The sequence below is a fragment of the Flavobacterium riviphilum genome (genome assembly GCF_055231795.1).
Window position 1 is genome coordinate 224,870 of sequence record NZ_JBUYSY010000002.1, and the last position, 17,715, is coordinate 242,584.

Below are 17,715 nucleotides of genomic sequence, written 5' to 3' on the forward strand. Positions count from 1 at the left end.
GCGAATACCAATTGTAGGTTATCGCCTCTTTCTATTATGTTTATTGAAAAACTATTAATCCTTCTTTGTATTAAACTGGAATATCTTTATTGATATTTTTGCATCCAGAAATGGCAAAGTATAAAATGTATATTAAGCTTATTACAACAACCCAATAACTAGATGGGAAACTTCCAGTTACATCTACTGCATAGGCTTGAACCAATGGAATAATTCCTCCTCCAAATACCATGGTCATAAAAAATCCAGAACCTTGTGCGGTGTATTTACCCAATCCAGAAGTAGCAAGATTAAAGATTCCAGGCCACATTACAGATAGGCATAATCCGCATAAAACTAATAACAAGATGCTTAAAGGAACTTGTGTTAAGCTAAAAGATAGTGTAGATCCTGAAAAGGCAGGCATAGAAGCAGTAGCGTCTGTTCCCATTAAAATAGAAGAAATAACAAAAACTAATGCTGCTGAAGAAACAGCAACTAACATTTGTTTACTAGAGAATTTTTTACCCAAAACACCTCCAAATAAACGACCTACTAACATTAATAACCAATAAGTACCCACTATTGATCCAGCTTCACCTTTGTCAAAATTTAGTCCATTAGTTAGATAATTGAATGTTGTATTTGAAATAGAAACTTCAACACCAACATATAGGAAAATGGCAATCATCCCCATTTTAAAATGCGTGAAAGACAATGGGCTATGATTTTCGTTACCCTTAGCCGCTTCTGTGATTTCTGGCTCAGGAATTTGTACATTGGTCAAAACTATAAAAACCAAAGCAAAAATAGCCATAGCTAAATACAACAATGGATTGGCGTCTGATATTTTTGGAGAAGCAATGTTTCCTACGATAACTCCTCCTAAAACTGGCGCTAAAGTACCTCCTAAAGAGTTTAAAGCACCACCAAAATTAAGTCTAGAATTGGCACCTTTTTCATCACCTAAAATAGATAACATCGGATTTACTACCGCATTCAAAATACACATTGAAAAACCTGAAATGAAGGCTCCGAATAAATAAATAGAAAACGATTCAATTTTTCCAGCGATAAATAGTATTAATACTCCCGTGAATCCTATGATTAAAGCTCTTAATGCTGATTTTTTATATCCAATTTTTTCAAGCATTTTTCCTGCAGGAATCCCCATGAAGAGATAGGCCAAAAAGGTTGCCATGTTGGCTAGTTGGGATTGGAAATTGCTTAGTGTAAATTGTTCTTTTAAAATTCCTCCCATTGGATTTTGAAGACCTGTTACAAAGGAAATGATGAAAAATAATAAGAACATCATTGCAATTGGTAATGCATAATTTGTATTCTTAGACATAATTTTTTTTATTTTTTTGATTAAACATTGTATATATTGTAAATATATCTGTTACAATTTTTAAAAAAAAATAATTTTAGTTTTTTTTAGTCTTTTTTAAATCAACGACCTTTTTTCTTCTATGAAAAGAATGTGGGAACAATGTATTCAGGTTGTTAAATTGAAAACTATATCATTTTTTAGTCTAAAATTTTACTTTTAACTTCTTTGCTATAGTTTCTTCCTATTGGTAGCGTGTATGCATTAATTTGTATTCTATTGCCTTCAATAGATTTAACTTTTGTGGTGGCAATAGTGAACGACTTGTGGATTCTCATGAAGCGATCTTCAGGCAACTCTTCTGTAAGAGAGGTCAAAGATTTGTGAGTGATGTATGATTTTTCGGCAGTTACCACTTTAATGTATTCTTTCATGCCTTCTAGAAACAGAATATCATCAATGTTTATCTTTACCATTTTTTTATCTACTTTGATAAAAATATAAGGTTCTGGTTTGTGTGTTTCGGCCTTGGAAATAATTCTATTTTGGAAATGATTATTGATTTTTGTGATGCACTTTATAAATCTAGGCAAGGGAATAGGTTTGACCAAATAATCCAAAACATCAAGTTCGTAACTCTCTGCTGCAAATTCCCTAAAAGCAGTAGTAATGATGATTTTGGTATTGGGTTTATTGTTGTAAAGGTGTATCAATTCAAACCCTGACATTAAAGGCATGTTGATGTCTATGAATAAAGCGTCTACTGCATTGTTATTGATGAATTCTAAACCTTCAATAGAGTTGTTAAAGGTACCAATTACTTCATATTCTGGAAAATTTTCTAAATAATTCAGTAATACTTTTAGTGCCAATGGTTCGTCATCAATCAGTACGCACTTAATTTTCATAGTTTATGGGAATTTGTAATTGTAATATATAAAAGTTAAACTTTATGGAATGATTGAGATGAAAATTGTTCTTAAATAATAATTTTAATCTTTTCCTTGAATTTGTTAGTCCAATTCCTTTGTTGACTTTCAAATTGGGTGAAATGACAAAGTTATTTATTATTTCAAAACTAAGAGTGGACTCCTTTGTAATTTTGCAATTTATTTTAATTTTTAAATCGGGATTATTCGCGCCACCATGTTTGAACGCATTTTCGATAAAAGAAATGAGCAACATGGGAGGAATGTGTACTTTTTCGAAATTGGATTCCAAATTGATGAAAACCGAAACGTTTTCAAATCGCAATTTCTCTATTTCGATATAATTTTCGATGTATTCTAATTCTTTTAAAAAGATAACATTTTTAGTTCTGTCTATATCATACAGAACATATTCCATCAACTTTGATAATTTTAGAATGACACTCGGTACTTTTTCCGAAGCTTCTAAGGACAAAGCGTATAAATTATTGAGAGTATTAAAGAAAAAATGAGGCTGTATTTGATTTTTTAAATACTTGAGTTTGATTTTGTATTGATTTTCTCTCAATGTGCGGTTGCGTTCTCTTTCTCTAAGCCAAGTAAAAGTAAGGTAAACGGATGAAGCCATAGCCAATACATACAATTCACCTATAACCACCGCAATTATATGATTGGTTTCAAAAGGTTGGTAGTCTCTATTGGCTTCAGGCCATATGTTTTTGGAGATCAAAAAAAATGTTAATCCAGTTTTTAAAATATAGATTACTCCTAAGCTGGCTATTAATGAAAGAGCATAGCGTAGGTATTTGTTTTTTAATACTAAAAGAGGGATAAGGACAAATAAATTGAAATATACTAACGGAATATGTAAGGAGAACTCGATCAAATTTGATTTAAAGGAGTATTCATAATCGTTAAAATATGCTCCCCATCTTAAAAAATTAAGAATAAAATACAAACCCCAAAACCAAACATGATATTGCGGTTTAATTTCAAATTTGAGGTCTTTGATTTTACTCATTATAGGATATTGTGTTAAAATAAAAAATGCAATTGAAATAGCAATTATACTGATAAAAAAATTAAAGTTTGTTAATTTTTTGTTTTTAAATTAACCGCAATAGCTTTCATTTTCTATTGAAAAACACGGATGAAAACGTTTTCGTAAAACATATTATTGAACAATTCATGTCGTTGGTTGAAAAAAATCCACAGTTGGTATAAATTTTTTTTTTTAACAGAACCTTAAGGATAGTTTTACACCATAACTAACAAATACAATTAAATAAAATGAAGAAAATTCTAGTAATCTTTATGATTATTTTTACTTCCCAGTTGATGTTGGCGCAAGTAAAAACGCTTAAAGGAACCGTGGTCGATGCCAGTGGTGCACCAGTTCCTTCGGCAAACGTACAAGTGAAAGGAGAGAAATCAAGTACTGTGACCGATTTTGATGGTACTTTTTCCATTCAAGTTGGGGTTGGAAAAACTATTGTGGTTTCGTATGTAGGTTATGATGCGCAATCAGTAACAGTTGGAGACGAAAATACTATCCAAATTGTTTTAAATGCAGGTAAAACCACAGCGCTTACAGAAGTTGTAGTTACTTCTCTTGGTATCAAGAAAACAAGAAAGTCTATTACTTATGCTGCCCAAGAATTAAAAGGTGAAGAGTTTACTAGAGTAAAGGATGCTAACATTATTAATACAGTAGCAGGTAAAATTGCTGGTGTTGCTGTAACAAGAAGTTCAGGTGGTACTGGTGGATCGACAAAAGTGGTGATTCGTGGTAACTCTTCTGTAAGTAACAACCAACCTTTGTATGTTATTGATGGTATTCCTTTATATAATGGTACTTCTGGACAACCAAATAATGCATTTGGTGATACTCAAGGAGGTAACCGTGATGGTGGTGATGTAGTTTCATTGATCAACCCAGATGATTATGAAGGAATGACTGTATTGAAAGGTGCAGCGGCTTCGGTATTATATGGTTCTCAAGGAGCGAATGGTGTTGTATTGTTATCTACAAAAAAAGGGAAACAAGGAAAATCACAATTGAAAGCTTCTTCCGTAACTACTTTTGAATCGGCTGCGTATTTACCAAAATTCCAAACGGACTATGTAGCTGTTGCTGGTGGTGATGAGTCTTGGGGAGCGAAACAAAAAACTAAGGATCATGTAAAAGGTTTCTTTGAAACTGGAAGTACTCAAATTTCATCTTTGAGTTTCACTACAGCTTCTGATGTAGCTTCTACTTCATTATCTTATGCTAACACAACTGGTCAAGGTGTTATTCCTGGAAACGGTTTAAAACAAAACAACTTTGGTTTCCGTCAGTCTGGAAAATTATTTGAAAAATTAACTGTTGCAGCTAATGCAAACTATACAACTAGAACTGTAAATAATAGACCTGTAAATGGATATTATTTCAACCCATTAACTGGTGTTTACTTAATGCCAAGAGGGAATGACTTCAACGAATACAAAAACAACTTTGAGGTATTTAGTCCAGAAAGAAACATGTTTGTTCAAAATTGGATGACTAATAGAGATATTATGCAAAATCCATTTTGGGCAATTAACAGAAACCAATCTGAAGATACAAATAACTTCTTTAATGGAAATATTGCTTTAGATTATCAAGCTACAGATTGGTTAAAAATTGCCGCTCGTTACAGCTATAACAGAATTGAAAGCGGTTTTACTAAAGAAATTTTTGCTTCTACACAAGGAACTTTATCACACATTAATGGAAGATATATTGATATTAACAACTTAAGTACACAACGTTATGGTGATTTAATTGCTACAATCAATACGAAATTCAATGACGACTTTAGTTTTAACGCAAACATTGGTACAAGTATCAATAATACTATGGCAAACAAACGAACTACTTTAGACTCAGGTATTGGTGGTGGTTTGCAAATTGCTAACTGGTTTACTTTAGGAAATTTTGTAAACAATGCGTTAAACTTACAAACTGTTGATGCTAGAAGAGAGGTACAATCTGTTTTTGCTGCGACTACTTTTGGTTACAAAGAAATGTTATTCTTAGACGTAGCTGCAAGAAATGATTGGTCTTCCACATTGGTAAATACTGACAAAAAAGGATTCTTCTATCCATCTGTAGGGGTTACAGCTATTCTTAGTGAAATGGTTAAAATGCCAGAATTCGTAAACTACGGTAAAGTTCGTGCAACTTATGCGCAAGTGGGTAATGATATTTTTCCATATGTAACTTCGCCAGCATATACGTACACAGCAGAAGGTAGAAAACAACCAACTGTAGCTCCACAACCAGGTACTTCTTTACGTCCAGAATTAAAATCAGAGGTTGAGATTGGTACAGAATGGAGATTATTTAATAACAGATTAGGTTTTGAGGTGTCTTACTACAATTCAAAAACTAAAGATCAATACTTGCAAATCTTAGCTCCACTAACTAACCCATTAGGTGTAACATTCTACGGAATCAATGCAGGAAGTATTTCTAATAAAGGTATCGAGGCTGTGGTGACTGGAAAAATTGTGAACGGTGACAAATTCTCTTGGGATGCTACGGTGAATTTCTCTAAAAACAAAAACGTAGTAGAGGAAATCCCTGCTGAATTAGGAGGTACAGTAGTTTTGACTGAAGCTGGTGTAAACAACTACAGATATGTGTTGAAACAAGGAAGACCTTTCGGAGTTATCGAAGGTGTTAATATCAAAAGAGATGCTCAGGGTAGAGTACTTTTAAATCCTAAAGAGTTTGATGACAAAGGTAATTTATTACCTGCAAGTATTCAGAAAACTGGTTTTGAAGAGGTAGGAAATGCAAATCCTGATTTTATGTTAGGTTTTTCTAACTCATTCAAATTCGGTTCTTTCTTTGCCAATGTATTGATTGATGGAAGATTTGGAGGAAATGTGATGAGTTTGACAGAAGCAACTAATGACGAGTTTGGTGTCTCAAAAGCTACTGGAGATGCCAGAAACAATGGAGGTGTTGTTTTAAATGCTGTTTATCCTGATGGTTCTCCATATGTTGGAAAAATGGATGCTCAGTTATATTACAGCCAAATTGGAGGTAGAGCCGGAGCAACAGGTGAATATGTGTATGATGCTACAAATATAAGTTTAAGAGAAATTTCTATTGGTTATACTTTTAATACGAAGAAGTTGCCATTTTTACAATCTGCAAGTTTGTCTTTAATTGCTAGAAACTTAGGATTTATCTACAAAGACGCTCCATTTGATCCAAACATTTCTTTAAGTACTGGTGAAGGTTTGCAAGGTGTCGATGTTTTTGGAATGCCATCTACAAGAAGTATAGGTCTTAACTTAAACGTAACTTTCTAATTAAAAAAAAATGAAATTAAATACAATTAAAAAAACAGCTATATGTGTCTCCTTACTTGCAGCAGTAAGTTGTACAACCAATTTTGAAGAACTAAATACTAATTCAGAAGGTTTTACAGAGACTCAGTTAGAACAAGATTTTAATAACATCAAGGGATCTTTTGCTCCAATGTTTAATAATATTGTTGTTTTAACTCCAGAGTGGAAATACCAAGTTCAACAAGGACTTCAAGGAGATATCTGGTCAGGTTATATGGCTACTCCAACGCCTTTTAGGGGAGGTACCAACAATACTACTTATGATTTGGTAGATGGATGGAATGGTTTTGCTTGGGGGGCAGCTTACGGTGATGTAATGTTTAATGCGTATTCTGTTGCTCAAAAAGCAAAAGGTAAATACGATCAATTTTATTCATTATCATTAATTTTGAAAGTATTGGGAATGCATAGAGTTACTGATACTTATGGTCCAATCGTATATTCTAAATTTGGAACCACAGAAAAAACAATTGAATATGACTCTCAAGAGGAGGTTTATAATCAAATGTTTAAAGAGTTGGATTTTGCTGTAGCCGACTTAACTAAAAGAGTAGATGCAGGAGAAGCTTCTGTCTTTTTAACAACCGATTTATCTGGTTATAGACGAGAAGAAAAATTTAAAGGTGAGCATTATCAAAAATGGGTAAAATTCGCAAACTCTTTGCGTTTACGTTTAGCGATGCGTATTGTAAAGAAAAATCCAACTTTGGCTAAGGCTGAAGCAGAGAAAGCAATTGCTCAGAAATTTGGAGTAATGACAAGTAACGATGATATCTTCAAAGTAGTCTCTCCTAACTTTACTAATCCTATTGCTACTATTAGCGGTGCTTGGCAAGATGTTAAAATGTCTGCCGATATGGAGTCGATTATGGGCGGATATCAAGATCCAAGACTTTCAGTTTACTTCAAGACATCTAAACAGTTTCCTGGACAATTCAAAGGTGTTAGAACTGGAATTGAGATTGCTGCTAAGAAAGACCATGAAGATTTTTCTGAAATCGGACCAATTGTTAATTCTAAAGAAATTGTATTGATGTCTACTGCTGAGGTTTATTTGTTAAGAGCGGAAGGTGCACTAAGAGGTTGGAATATGGGAGGATCAGCTCAGAGTTTATATGAATTGGGTATTACTAGTTCATTTGCTCAACATGGAGTTTCAGGTGTTAGCGCATACATTGCTGATAATACCAAAACTGCTAAAGATTATGTTGATCCTAATTTCCCTGCTAACAATGGTAAAGCTTTAAATAATGTTACTGTAGCTTGGGATGCTGCTGCATCCAATGAAGTGAAACTGCAAAAAATCATTACTCAAAAATGGATTGCTGGTTTCCCAGAAGGACAAGAAGCTTGGTCGGAATACCGCAGAACAGGATATCCTAAGCTATTGCCAGTACTTAAAAACACAAGTGGAGGGAAAATTACTACTGAATTTGGTGTGCGTAGAGTGAATTTCGTACAATCAGAAAAAGATGGTAACCCTGGTGGTGTTGCAACAGGATTAGCGAAACTAGGTGGTCCAGACACAGGAGGAACTAGATTGTGGTGGGATACAACAGGGGCTAATTTTTAATACCTGAACCACATTAAACAACAGAACAAGTAATTTTTTATTGCTTGTTCTGTTTTTAACATTTTTATGCGTTTTTATGAATGATTTAAGTGGTTAGTAGTTTTAACACCTTGTAAATAAATGTAAAATGATTTTTTGTATTTTTTTAGAGCGATTTTGCTTAAAAATAAAAGCAAAAAAATGCACTTCATAGACAAAATATTACCGTTGGTTTAAAATTTCGAACAGTTTGGTCTATTTATTTTTTTAACAGAAATATTACCCTTAAATTTGAAATTGATTTAATATACTCTCCTTAATATAATATATAAAATTAGTAACTGTGTTTTAAATAAAATATTGTTTTAATAAATATTTAGTTAGTATAAATCTTTTTGAAATAAAATAACAAGTTAATAATATAATTTAAAAACCTTAAAAATGAAAAAAACTGTAGAAATTATGCCTGATATCTCTCATAAGAGTGCGGGTAAATTTGAAGAAACTCGTTTTGAAAAAATTCACAATGAAATTTTTAACAATTCATTAGAAGCGTCAAAAATTGTGGCACATGAAATAGCTTCTTTAATTCGTTCCAAACAAGAAGCTAATGAAAATTGTGTTTTAGGTTTAGCTACAGGATCGTCTCCTATCAAAGTTTATGAAGAATTAGTGCGTATGCACAAAGAAGAAGGATTGAGTTTCAAAAATGTGATCACTTTCAATTTGGATGAGTATTATCCCATGAATAAAGAGAACAAACAAAGTTATCATTATTTCATGCACCAACATTTGTTCAATCATGTAGATATTCACCCAGATAACGTACATATTCCTGATGGAACTGTTGCAATTGATGAATTGAATCAATACTGTATCGATTATGAAATGAATATTAAAAATGCTGGTGGACTTGATTTTCAGTTACTAGGTATTGGTCGTACTGGTCACGTTGGTTTCAATGAGCCGGGATCACATATCAATTCAGGAACTCGTATCATTACGTTAGATCATATTACTAGAGTAGATGCTTCTTCAGATTTTAATGGAATTGCCAATGTTCCAAAACGCGCAATCACAATGGGAGTTTCGACCATTATGCGTTCTAAACGTATTGTGCTTTTGGCATGGGGACAAAACAAAGCTGATATCATCAAAAGAACCATTCAAGGCGATGTAAGTTCTGAGGTTCCAGCAACTTTTTTACAAAATCACCCTAATGCTACTTTTGTTTTAGACAAATCGGCAGCTTCTTCCTTGACTCGTTTTGAAACCCCTTGGTTAGTTGGTGAGTGCATTTGGACTCCTGAATTGAAAAGTAAAGCAATTGTTTGGTTGTGTCAAAAAACCAATCAGTCAATTTTAAAACTTACCGATAGAGATTATAACAACAATGGTATGTCGGATCTTTTGGCTCAAGAAGGATCGGCTTATGATTTGAATATTAACATGTTCAATGTCTTACAACATACTATTACAGGATGGCCAGGTGGAAAACCAAATGCTGACGATACACACCGTCCAGAAAGAGCTAATCCAGCGAAGAAAAGAGTAATCTTGTTTAGCCCACACCCTGATGATGACGTGATTTCTATGGGAGGTACTTTTGCTAAATTAATCAAGCAAGGTCATGATGTGCATGTAGTGTATCAAACCTCTGGAAATATTGCAGTTACTGACGATGAAGCCTTGAAGTTTGCGGAAGTTTGTAATGATTTCGTAGGCGAAGATAGCAGTAAGATCAACTTTCAAGCCGTTATTGATTTCTTGAAAAACAAAAGCGACAATCAAATTGATTCTTTGGAAGTTCGCAAATTAAAAGGATTAATCAGAAGAAGAGAATCCTACGCAGCTGTCCGATACATTGGCTTAAAAGACGAAAATGTACATTTCCTTGATTTGCCATTTTATGAAACAGGGCAAGTGAAAAAGAATCCACTAGGTCAAGAAGATATTGCTATAGTTGCCGATATTATTGCTAAAATTAAACCACATCAAGTATTTGCTGCAGGCGATTTAGCAGATCCTCATGGTACGCATGAAGTGTGTTTGAATGCCATTTTTGCTGCAATGAAAGAATTGAAGGCCAAGCCTTATATGAAAGATTGTTGGTTGTGGTTGTACCGTGGTGCATGGCACGAATGGGATATCCACGAAATAGACATGGCTGTGCCGTTAAGCCCAGACGAAGTATTGTTAAAACGTCAGGCCATTTTATTCCACCAATCTCAAAAAGATAGAGTAATGTTCCAAGGTAATGATTCTAGAGAATTCTGGGTTCGTGCCGAGGATCGAAACAAAAATACTGCTAAATTATATGATGATTTAGGTTTAGCAGAATATGAGGCGATTGAAGCCTTTAAACGATTTGATTATTAACCTTATGTAACAATCAATTCGGTTTTGTAGCCGAATTGATTGTTTTTCTCAAATTTTGAGAAAGTTCACCCTTTATTCCTCATGAAACACTTTTGTTTAGTATTTTTACTAGCCCTTTCCACTTTTGCACAAAACGCAAAAAGTTCTCTTCCATTAATGCCATGGCCTCAAAAAATCGAATTACAAACCGGTAATTTTGTGCTAACTCCTAGGTTCAACCTTTCTGTATCAGGAAATCCAAATTCTAGAGTTTTTAACGCGGCTACAAATTTTTTAAGAAAATTGGATGGTAGAACAGGGATGTTTTTTAAACAAGGTTTCGTGACGACGACCAATGAATATTCCAAAGCGCAATTGCAAATTCAGTGCGCCAAACCTGGGGTAATTGATTTGTATCAAGACGAAAGTTATCAATTAAAAATTGATTCCAATCAGATTTTGATAACCGCAACTTCGGATTTAGGTGCCATGCACGGTTTGGAAACTCTATTGCAGTTGTTAACTGTAAAAGATGGAGTTTTTAGTTTCCCAAATGTAGTTATTACCGATATGCCAAGGTTTACTTGGAGAGGTTTAATGATTGATGTGGCAAGACATTTTCAACCTGTTGAAGTGATTAAGCGAAATTTGGACGCCATGGCTGCTTTTAAAATGAATGTTTTTCATTGGCATTTGGTTGATGATCAAGGGTGGAGAATTGAAATGAAAAAGCATAAAGTCTTGACCGATAAAGCATCTGATGGGATGTTTTATACTCAAGAAGAGATTAAAAATGTAGTAAAATATGCTGCCGATAGAGGTATTTTAGTAGTTCCTGAAATTGATGTGCCAGGTCATGCAAGTGCTATTTTAACTGCTTTTCCCGAAATAGGAAGTAAAGTAGTTACTGTAAATAAAGGAGACGCAGAGCAAAATCAAAAGGTATCTGCATTGGTTCAATACACTTTAGAAAGAAATGCTGGTGTTTTTTCGCCAACTTTGGATCCTTCCAATCCCAAAACCTATCAAATTTTAAGTGAAATTTTTGACGAAGTTTGCCCGTTGTTTACTGGGAAATACTTTCATATAGGTGGAGATGAAAATGAAGGTAAAGATTGGGATTCCAATCCCAAAATTCAAGAGTTCATGAAGAAAAATAAATTGGCAAACAATCATGAATTGCAAACGTATTTTACCATGCAATTGGTGCCCATGCTTCAAAAACACGGTAAAGCGTTAATGGGGTGGGAAGAAATCATGACCAAGAACCTTTCGAAATCGGCTATTATTCATTCTTGGAAAGGGGTAAATGAAGGCGTTGCACCTGGGAGTTCTTTGGTAAAAGCCGTAAAGAACGGGTATAAAACCGTTTTGTCTAACGGGTATTATATTGATTTAGTACAAGGCGTTGCTCAACATTATTTAGTCGATCCCATGCCAAATGATGCGTCATTAACTGCTGATGAAAAATCTAGAATCCTTGGAGGTGAGGCCACTATGTGGAGTGAATTAGTAACACCAACAACTATAGATTCTAGAATATGGCCAAGAACTGCTGCTATTGCTGAAAGATTATGGTCTGATGCAAAAGTTAATGATGTAGTGGATATGCGCCAAAGATTACAAGCTGTTACAAACCGTCTTGAAGAGTTAGGCATTTCTCATCTTAAGAACAAAGAGATGTTGTTGCGCAATCTCAGCAATTATCAAGATGTAACTAGCTTGCAGACTTTTTCAGCTATATGTGAGCCTTTGAAAATATATTCACGCAATGCCGGTGGTACCGAGTATCAAATGTATTCGCCTCTTACTTTATTTGCCGATGCTTGTACACCTGATGCAGAAGATGCTTTGATTTTTGACCAATTGGTTAGTGATTTTGTTACCAATAAAGATTCCAAAAAGCAAGAAACAATAGTGTTGTTTTTAGAAAAATGGATAGCCAATCACAAGCAATTAGAAGTCTTGAGTGAGCGTGCTCCTTTAGTACGCACTTTTTTACCACTGTCACAAAGTTTAAAAGACTTGTCTGTGCAGTTGCTTTTGAAATTAAAAGACCAGCAATCCGTATATTCAAAGAATTTAAATGAATTGTTGATTAAATGCAATTCCAAAGAACATGCGGATGTTGAATTAGCAGTATATGAAAGTTTGAAACGTTTGGTCGAATTATAAAAAGTTTCTATTGATTCTTAAATGAGTTTAAAATAAATAAAATGGTTGGTTAGTAAATAGTCATTCTTAAAAATGGTAATGTTAAGTTGGGTTTTTAGTTCCATTTTTTTAGAATGATAGGTGTTAATTTCTGTTTCAATTTGGTTATTGTTTTTTTTATTAGAAGTTAACCTCAAAACCGTCTCAAACTACCAATTGAGGCGGTTTTTTTGTGTTTGCTTGTATGAGAAATCAATTGATTCTGTCAGGAATTAGCATCAAAAAACAATCAAATTGATGTCGTTATCCTGAATATCAAACCATTCGCCTATGGCTTTATTGGTTAAGATACCATGATAAAGATAGACCCCATTTTTCAATCCTTTGTTGCATCTAATGGCACTTTCTAACCCACCATCGTCTGCAATTTGTAATAAGTAAGGGGTGATAATGTTGCTTATAGATAAAGAAGCTGTTTTGGAATATCTAGATGGTATGTTGGGAACACAATAATGTATGACATTGCTTTTAACAAAAGTAGGTTTTTCGTGTGTGGTAATTTCGGAGGTTTCAAAACTTCCGCCTGTATCAATACTTACATCCACAATAACGGCCCCCTTTTTCATATATTCTACCATGGTTTCGGTTACTACAATTGGGCAGCGCTCTTTTCCTCTCATGGCACCTATAGCAACATCACATCTTCTAAGGGCTTTTAATAAAGCTTTCGGCTGAATGGTAGAGGTGAAAATACGTTGAGATAAGGTATTTTGTAAACGTCTTAGTTTGGTTATCGAATTGTCAAAAACCTTGACATTTGCCCCTAATCCTATAGCGGTTTTGGCAGCAAATTCTCCTACAGTTCCAGCTCCCAGAATCACAACCTCGGTAGGTGGTACTCCAGTAATGTTGCCCAACAAAAGCCCTTTCCCAGAAAAATTATTAGTCATAAGTTCTGAGGCTATCAAAACTGAGGCAGTACCAGCGATCTCGCTTAGCGATTTTACAGCTGGATAGGTGCCATCTTCGTCTTTGATGTATTCAAAGGCTAACGCTGTAATTTTTTTATTGGATAGTGCTTCAAAATAAGATTTTGTCCTTGTTTTCAGTTGAATTGCCGAAAGGACTATTGCTTTGTTTTTAAGTAGTTTTATTTCTTCTATGGTAGGGGGTTCAACTTTAAGTATGATAGGGCATCCAAAAACCTTGGCCGTATTTTTAGTGATTTCAGCGCCCGCATCCATATATTCTTTGTCGGTGTAGCTAGCGTTTTCTCCTGCGCCAGATTCTATCATTACTCTGTGTCCGTGAAATGTAAGTGAATTTACTGCATCAGGCGTTAAACAAATTCTTTTCTCTTGAAAACTTGTTTCCTTTGGAATTCCAATGAAAAGAACACTTTTTTGTTTTCTTATTTCAAGGGTCTCTTCTTGTGGAATTAACTGTTGTTTGGTAAACGGACTTATCGGCATGGCAATGTTTAATTTAAGCGTACAATTTACGAAAAGAAATCAAATAAATATTTCTAAAAGTTTCGTTTCAATTGAGCAATTTCTTGCTTAAGGATTTCGGTTTCAAAAAAGGAATATACTAGTGGTAATTGTTTAGAAAGATTAGGCTTTACACATTACACTTGGGCCAAAAATAATTGTCTTTGACCATCCTCCAGTATTGTTATGTTTACGATTGAATGTTGTTCAGGAATAAGGTTTTCAATTTTTTCTGCCCATTCAATAAAACACCAATGTCCAGAGTACAAGTATTCATCAATTCCCATGTCTAATGCTTCTATTTCTGATTTTAGGCGGTAGCAATCAAAATGATAGACCAATCCTTGGTCTGCTTGATATTCGTTGACTAATGAAAATGTAGGACTATTTGTGGCGTCTTTTACTCCAAGAATCTTACAGAGTTGTTTGATTAAAGTAGTTTTTCCGGCTCCCATTTCGCCATTGAAAAGTATAATTTTATTGGGATTTTGATCCAAAATTTCTTGAGCTACATCGCTTAATTTGTCTTTCGTAAAAGTTATAGTCATATGCTTATTTTGGGTTAAAAACTAAAAAAGGAATTATCATTTCTTCCAAAGAAATTCCACCATGTTGATAGGTGTTTTTATAATAACTTACATAATGATTGTAGTTGTTTACATAAGCCAAAAACAAATCATTTTTTGCAAAAATATAGGAACTTGTCATGTTAATGGATGGGAGTCCAATTTCTTTTGGGTTTTTTACAGCAAAAACATCTTTTTGTTCATACGTTAAACTGCGACCTGTCTTGTAGCGTAGATTTAAACTTGTATTTCGGTCGCCTACTACTTTTGAAGGATTTTTTACATTGATAGTTCCATGATCGGTGGTTAATATCAATTTGAATCCCATTTTTTGTGCCATTTGGATGATTTCCAATAAAGGAGAATTTTTAAACCAACTCAAGGTTAGTGAGCGGTAAGCTTTATCATCGGCCGCCAATTCTTTGACTACATCCATATCCGTTTTAGCATGCGAAAGCATATCGACAAAATTATAGACTATTGTAATCAAATCGTTGTTTTTTAACGATTTGAAATTTTCTACTAATTTTTTTCCACCTGCAAAATTGGTGATTTTGAAGTAATCTTCTTTAATTGAAAGTCCTAAACGTTTGATTTGTGCCGATAAAAATTCGGCTTCATAGAGGTTTTTACCACCTTCTTCGGGGTCGTTTTTCCAATATTGAGGAAATTTATTTTCCATTTCAAGAGGGGTAAGGCCTGAGAAAATAGCGTTTCTAGCATATTGAGTGGCAGTAGGTAAAATAGAGAAGTAAGGGACTTCTTTTTCTAATTTATAGTGATTACCCACAATACTTTCAAAGGCTTTCCATTGATCGTATCTCAAGTTGTCAATGACAACAAAAAGTACCGGTTTGTCTTTTTTTTGCAGTTCAGGTACCACTAATTCTTTAAAGACATGGTGAGATAAAATGGGTTTTGCTGATTTTGGATCAAACCAGTCAAAGTAATTGCGCTCTATAAACTTGGCAAATTGCGAGTTGGCTTCAATCTTTTGCGATTCTAAAATGCCAAACATGCTTTGATCATTGATGTTTTCTAACTCAATTTCCCAAAACAGTAATTTTTTATAGAGTTCAATCCAGTCTTCGTAAGAATTGACTGTTGCCATTTCTAAAGTGATTTTTCGGAATTCCTTTTGGTAATCGAGTGTTGTTTTTTGAGAGACCAAACGCGAATGATCTAAGTTTTTTTTCAAACTTAACAATATTTGGTTGGGATTCACGGGTTTGATTAAGTAGTCTGCTATTTTTGCACCAATAGCTTCTTCCATCAAATACTCTTCCTCGCTTTTGGTGATCATAATAATGGGAACGGCAGATTTTTTTTCTTTCATTTCCGAAAGGGTTTCTAAACCGCTCATGCCTGGCATGTTTTCGTCAAGAAATACAATGTCAAAATTGTGCTCCTCAAAAATAGCTAACGCATCTAAGCCATTATTGCAAGTTGTAACAGTGTAATTTTTTTTTTCTAGAAATAAAATATGAGGCTTGAGCAAATCAATTTCATCGTCAACCCAAAGTATTTTTATAGTATCCATTTGTGTCTTTGTATAACTTTCAAAAATATTAAATTTTTATTCAAGTTGTCGATTTAATTCGGCTTACTTGTAGACTTTTTTTAGGATTTTAAAACTCACAATGTTGATAGGAGGAAATAGACAAAGTGCTTTCAATTTGCGAATAAATACTTTACAAACTAAATTGTTTATATTTGTTGCCCTTATAATTTATAGAAAGTGATTCCAATCAACAAATTAAAAATTTTCAATGACCCAATTTATGGTTTTATAACCATACCTAATGCGTTAATATATGACTTAATTCAACATCCCTATTTTCAGCGTTTACGTCGAATTTCACAAATGGGATTGTCTTATTTAGTGTATCCAGGAGCCAATCATACTCGATTTCATCATGCTTTGGGCTGTATGCATATCATGCAAAAAGCGGTAGAATCATTGCGATTTAAAGGCGTGTTGATTTCTAGTGAGGAAGAAAATGCATTGTATATTGCCATTTTGCTACACGATATTGGGCATGGACCATTTTCTCATGCAATGGAAAGTAGTATTGTGGAAGCTATTCATCATGAAGAAATCTCCTTGTTGTTTATGGAGGAATTGAACAAAGAATTTGATGGAAAATTAAGTCTTGCGATTCAGGTTTTTAAAGGAGAATACCATCGAAAGTTTATGTTGCAATTGATTTCAAGCCAATTGGATATGGATAGAATGGATTATTTAAAACGTGACAGTTTTTATTCTGGTGTGTCCGAAGGGAATGTCAATTCTGAACGCATTATTCAAATGATGAATGTAGTTGATGATGTTTTGGTGATTGAAGAAAAAGGGATTTATTCGGTAGAGAAATTTCTAATGTCCCGTCGTTTAATGTATTGGCAGGTGTATTTGCATAAAACTAGTTTGGTGGCCGAAATAATTTTGACTAAAATTTTAAAAAGAGCCAAAGAATTGTCCTTAAAAGGAATTGAGTTTCCGGCTAGTGCACCCTTGTCTTTTTTTATGAATCAAAAAGTTACACATGAATCATTTAATGCTGAAATTCTAAATACGTTTTCAAAATTGGATGATTTTGATATAGTGAGTGCACTGAAATCTTGGCAAGATCATCCAGATTTTATATTGTCTTCTTTAAGTTCAATGATTATCAATAGAGATTTGTTCAAAATTAAGGTAAGTGATGATAAAATAACTGCTGAAGATTTAAATGATTTAAAAGAAAAAGCCACCCAAATGTTAGGTGTTTCGATGGCAGAGGTAAACTATTTTGTGTTCAGAGGTAAAATAAAAAATCAAGCCTACAGCAAAGAAGCAGAACCCATTCGAATACTAAAGAAAGACCGTTCTATTGAAGATGTTGTAGAGGCTTCGGATCAACTTACATTTAAATCGGTTTCGAAATTGGTAACCAAATATTACGTTTGTTTTCCAAAACAACTTTTATAAAAT

The 17,715-nt window shown here is 33.9% G+C and carries 11 protein-coding genes; 5 read left to right on the top strand and 6 right to left on the bottom strand.

Annotated features, from left to right (window positions below; all coding sequences use genetic code 11):
- Nucleotides 1-70: 70 nt before the first annotated feature.
- From ACZIX2_RS03680 to ACZIX2_RS03690, 3 genes are all read right to left on the bottom strand, one after another.
- On the bottom strand, nt 71-1,330 hold the full coding sequence (locus ACZIX2_RS03680; RefSeq protein WP_463338730.1) for an MFS transporter: 1,260 nt from the start codon (nt 1,328-1,330) through the stop codon (nt 71-73).
- A gap of 179 nt (nt 1,331-1,509) precedes the next feature.
- Nucleotides 1,510-2,217, bottom strand: a complete 708-nt coding sequence (locus ACZIX2_RS03685; RefSeq protein ID WP_463338731.1) for a LytR/AlgR family response regulator transcription factor — start codon at nt 2,215-2,217, stop codon at nt 1,510-1,512.
- Nucleotides 2,207-3,259, bottom strand: coding sequence for a sensor histidine kinase (locus ACZIX2_RS03690; protein ID WP_463338732.1), 1,053 nt, complete (start codon nt 3,257-3,259; stop codon nt 2,207-2,209). Before ACZIX2_RS03690 ends, ACZIX2_RS03685 begins: the two co-directional genes overlap by 11 nt.
- A gap of 269 nt (nt 3,260-3,528) precedes the next feature.
- Between ACZIX2_RS03690 and ACZIX2_RS03695 the strand changes: the two genes are divergently transcribed.
- The 4 genes from ACZIX2_RS03695 to ACZIX2_RS03710 all read left to right on the top strand — a co-directional run bounded on the left by ACZIX2_RS03695 (nt 3,529) and on the right by ACZIX2_RS03710 (nt 12,709).
- On the top strand, nt 3,529-6,585 hold the full coding sequence (locus ACZIX2_RS03695) for a SusC/RagA family TonB-linked outer membrane protein (protein WP_463338733.1): 3,057 nt from the start codon (nt 3,529-3,531) through the stop codon (nt 6,583-6,585).
- 10 nt (nt 6,586-6,595) lie between these two features.
- Nucleotides 6,596-8,197: a RagB/SusD family nutrient uptake outer membrane protein gene (locus ACZIX2_RS03700; RefSeq protein ID WP_463338734.1), complete on the top strand. Its 1,602-nt coding sequence runs from the start codon at nt 6,596-6,598 to the stop codon at nt 8,195-8,197.
- 420 nt (nt 8,198-8,617) lie between these two features.
- Nucleotides 8,618-10,555, top strand: coding sequence for a glucosamine-6-phosphate deaminase (gene nagB / locus ACZIX2_RS03705; RefSeq protein WP_463338735.1), 1,938 nt, complete (start codon nt 8,618-8,620; stop codon nt 10,553-10,555).
- An 81-nt stretch (nt 10,556-10,636) separates the two neighbouring features.
- Nucleotides 10,637-12,709, top strand: a complete 2,073-nt coding sequence (locus ACZIX2_RS03710; RefSeq protein ID WP_463338736.1) for a beta-N-acetylhexosaminidase — start codon at nt 10,637-10,639, stop codon at nt 12,707-12,709.
- Between the two features lie 257 nt (nt 12,710-12,966).
- On the opposite strand, the gene ACZIX2_RS03715 is transcribed toward ACZIX2_RS03710, so the two are convergent.
- The 3 genes from ACZIX2_RS03715 to porX form a co-directional block, all read right to left on the bottom strand.
- On the bottom strand, nt 12,967-14,160 hold the full coding sequence (locus tag ACZIX2_RS03715) for an alanine dehydrogenase (RefSeq protein ID WP_463338737.1): 1,194 nt from the start codon (nt 14,158-14,160) through the stop codon (nt 12,967-12,969).
- Between the two features lie 155 nt (nt 14,161-14,315).
- Nucleotides 14,316-14,726 (bottom strand): tRNA (adenosine(37)-N6)-threonylcarbamoyltransferase complex ATPase subunit type 1 TsaE, encoded by a 411-nt coding sequence (gene tsaE, locus ACZIX2_RS03720; RefSeq protein ID WP_463338738.1) that lies wholly within the window; start codon nt 14,724-14,726, stop codon nt 14,316-14,318.
- A 4-nt stretch (nt 14,727-14,730) separates the two neighbouring features.
- Nucleotides 14,731-16,284, bottom strand: coding sequence for a T9SS response regulator signal transducer PorX (gene porX / locus ACZIX2_RS03725; protein WP_463338739.1), 1,554 nt, complete (start codon nt 16,282-16,284; stop codon nt 14,731-14,733).
- Nucleotides 16,285-16,482: 198 nt separating this feature from the next.
- On the opposite strand from porX, the gene ACZIX2_RS03730 reads away from it, so the two are divergent.
- A complete protein-coding gene (locus ACZIX2_RS03730; protein ID WP_463338740.1) occupies nt 16,483-17,712 on the top strand; it encodes an HD domain-containing protein in 1,230 nt (409 codons plus the stop codon).
- The last annotated feature ends 3 nt before the right edge of the window (nt 17,713-17,715 follow it).

Bases quoted from the DNA above. Each gene is read 5' to 3' on its own strand.
- ACZIX2_RS03680 (WP_463338730.1), bottom strand. From the start codon at position 1,330: ATGTCTAAGAATACAAATTATGCATTACCAATTGCAATGATGTTCTTA.
- ACZIX2_RS03685 (WP_463338731.1), bottom strand. From the start codon at position 2,217: ATGAAAATTAAGTGCGTACTGATTGATGACGAACCATTGGCACTAAAA.
- ACZIX2_RS03690 (WP_463338732.1), bottom strand. From the start codon at position 3,259: ATGAGTAAAATCAAAGACCTCAAATTTGAAATTAAACCGCAATATCAT.
- ACZIX2_RS03695 (WP_463338733.1), top strand. From the start codon at position 3,529: ATGAAGAAAATTCTAGTAATCTTTATGATTATTTTTACTTCCCAGTTG.
- ACZIX2_RS03700 (WP_463338734.1), top strand. From the start codon at position 6,596: ATGAAATTAAATACAATTAAAAAAACAGCTATATGTGTCTCCTTACTT.
- nagB (WP_463338735.1), top strand. From the start codon at position 8,618: ATGAAAAAAACTGTAGAAATTATGCCTGATATCTCTCATAAGAGTGCG.
- ACZIX2_RS03710 (WP_463338736.1), top strand. From the start codon at position 10,637: ATGAAACACTTTTGTTTAGTATTTTTACTAGCCCTTTCCACTTTTGCA.
- ACZIX2_RS03715 (WP_463338737.1), bottom strand. From the start codon at position 14,160: ATGCCGATAAGTCCGTTTACCAAACAACAGTTAATTCCACAAGAAGAG.
- tsaE (WP_463338738.1), bottom strand. From the start codon at position 14,726: ATGACTATAACTTTTACGAAAGACAAATTAAGCGATGTAGCTCAAGAA.
- porX (WP_463338739.1), bottom strand. From the start codon at position 16,284: ATGGATACTATAAAAATACTTTGGGTTGACGATGAAATTGATTTGCTC.